This is a genomic window from Stenotrophomonas sp. AS012628 (genome assembly GCF_010608305.1).
Taxonomy (GTDB): domain Bacteria; phylum Pseudomonadota; class Gammaproteobacteria; order Xanthomonadales; family Xanthomonadaceae; genus Stenotrophomonas; species Stenotrophomonas geniculata.
On sequence record NZ_VMBJ01000213.1, the window covers coordinates 1 to 241 of the forward strand.

General features: G+C 63.1%; 1 protein-coding gene. It reads right to left on the reverse strand.

Annotated elements, in window-relative coordinates:
* Window positions 1–27: 27 nt before the first annotated feature.
* On the reverse strand, window positions 28–241 hold a 214-nt coding region (locus G5A07_RS21665), incomplete at its 5' end, for a LuxR C-terminal-related transcriptional regulator (protein WP_178943957.1).

The window sequence follows — 241 nt, forward strand, 5'->3', positions numbered from 1 at the left end:
GTATAGACGAGGGAGGTCCGCAGCGTCCTAGAGAATCCCATGGTTGCGGGCCTCGAAGATCGCTTCCGCCTTCGAGGTCACCTCGAGCTTCTGGTAGATGCGCCGGACGAAGGTCATCACCGTGTTGCGCGAGACCAGCATCAGCTCGGCAATCTCGTCATAGCTGAAGCCCTTGGTGATCAGTTCGAGCGCCTCGCGCTCGCGCGGCGAGAGCGGGGAGGCGATCGGAGTCGCCATGGCC